This is a genomic window from Pseudomonas sp. 5P_5.1_Bac1, from assembly GCF_025466015.1.
Classification (GTDB): Bacteria; Pseudomonadota; Gammaproteobacteria; order Pseudomonadales; family Pseudomonadaceae; genus Aquipseudomonas.
The window spans coordinates 1-2,197 of sequence record NZ_JANLNX010000033.1; the positions used below are offsets into that span (position 1 = coordinate 1).

Here is a 2,197-nt window from a genome sequence, read left to right on the forward strand (position 1 = left end):
ATTCAACACGTTGTTCGGGGCGATGAAGTCGACCGAGCCGCTCGAAGCGTTGACTGGGATGGTGATCGACTGGCCGTTGGCCAGGGTGATGACCAGTGGTGCGCCGGTGACCGGGGCAGTGACGCTCGCGGTGTAAGTAACCACACCGCCTTCAACAGCACTGGCAGTCGCCGTCAGGGTGACGGTCGACGTATCAATCGAATCCGTAACCGCGGTGACGGCGGCAGTCGGGCTGACTTCCAGGTGCTCGAAATCACCGCCAGTGGTGCCGGTCACGGTCACGCTGACGTTTCCGCCATCCACGTACACCGTGTCTTTCGGCGCCGCGAAGGTCACGCTGCCTTCAGTCGCATCCTTGGCAATGGTGATGACCTCACCATTGCTCAAGGTGACCTTCATCTCAGTGCCAGCCGGATTGGTCAGCTTGGCGGTGTAAACAATGCTGCCGCCTTCCTGGACGGAACCGGTGGCCGAGAGGGTCAGACCGGTGGTGTCGAGGCGAGCTGGGTCATCGGTGACGACGGTGGTCGGAGTACCTGCGGTTTCCAGGTGCTCGTAGTTGCCGCCAGTCACGCCGGTGATGCTGTTGGTGAGCGGGGTGTTGGTGTTCAGCACGTTGTTCGGTGCGATGAAATCGACCGAGCCGCTCGAGGCGTTAACCGGAATAGTGATCGACTGACCGTTGGCCAAGCTGATAACCAGCGGTGCGCCGGTCACTGGGGCCGTTACCGAAGCGGTGTAGGTGACAACGCCACCTTCAACAGCACTGGCGGTCGCGGTCAGAGTCACGGTCGACGTATCAATCGAATCCGTAACAGCGGTGACTGCTGCGGTTGGGCTGACTTCCAGGTGTTCGAAGTCGCCGCCAGTGGTGCCAGTGATGGTCACGCTTACGCTGCCTGCGTCGACATACACGGTGTCTTTTGGTGCTGCGAACGTGACGGAGCCTTCGGTGGCATCCTTGGCGATGGTGATGGTCTCACCGTTGCTCAAGGTGACCTTCATCTCAGTGCCGGCTGGATTGGTCAGCTTGGCGGTGTAGACGATATTGCCACCTTCCTGAACGGTGCCGGTGGCAGACAAGGTCAAACTGGTGGTGTCCAGGCGAGCCGGATCGTCGGTGACGACGGTGGTCGGAGTGCCCGCAGTTTCCAGGTGCTCGTAGTTGCCGCCAGTCACACCGGTGATGCTGTTGGACAGCGGGGTGTTGGTATTCAACACGTTGTTCGGAGCGATGAAATCGACCGAGCCGCTGCTTGCATTGACCGGAATGGTGATGCTTTGGCCGTTAGCCAGAGTAATGACCAGCGGTGCGCCGGTGACTGGAGCCGTTACCGAAGCGGTGTAGGTGACAACTCCGCCTTCTACCGCGCTAGCGGTGGCGGTGAGGGTCACGGTGCTGGTGTCGATGCTGTCGGTGACAGCAGTGACGGCAGCAGTCGGGCTGACTTCGAGGTGCTCGAAGTCGCCACCAGTGGTGCCAGTGATGGTGACGCTGACGCTACCGGCATCCACGTAAACAGTGTCTTTTGGTGCTGCGAAGGTCACGCTGCCTTCGGTCGCATCCTTGGCGATGGTGATGGTCTCACCGTTGCTCAAGGTGACCTTCATTTCGGTGCCGGCTGGGTTGGTCAGCTTGGCGGTGTAGACGATGTTGCCGCCTTCCTGAACCGAGCCAGTCGCGGACAAGGTCAGACCGGTAGTGTCGAGGCGAGCCGGGTCATCGGTGACGACGGTAGTCGGAGTACCCGCGGTTTCCAGGTGCTCGTAGTTGCCGCCAGTCACGCCGGTGATGCTGTTGGTGAGCGGCGTGTTGGTATTCAACACGTTGTTCGGTGCGATGAAGTCCACCGAGCCGCTGCTTGCATTAACCGGGATGGTAATCGACTGACCGTTGGCCAGAGTGATGACCAGCGGCGCGCCGGTGACCGGAGCTGTGACGCTTGCGGTGTAAGTAACCACACCGCCTTCAACGGCACTGGCAGTTGCCGTCAGCGTGACGGTCGAGGTATCAATCGAATCCGTTACAGCAGTAACCGCCGCGGTCGGGCTGACTTCCAGATGTTCGAAATCACCACCGGTGGTGCCGGTGATGGTCACGCTGACGCTGCCGGCGTCGACGTACACGGTGTCTTTTGGTGCTGCGAAGGTCACGGAGCCTTCGGTCGCATCCTTGGCGATGGTGATGGTTTCACCG

Annotated in this window: 1 protein-coding gene; it reads right to left on the reverse strand. The window is 60.6% G+C overall.

Going from position 1 to position 2,197, the window contains the following annotated elements:
• Window positions 1-2,197, reverse strand: a 2,197-nt coding sequence (locus NTD82_RS05590; protein WP_315974944.1) for an immunoglobulin-like domain-containing protein, incomplete at both ends; no start/stop codon positions are given.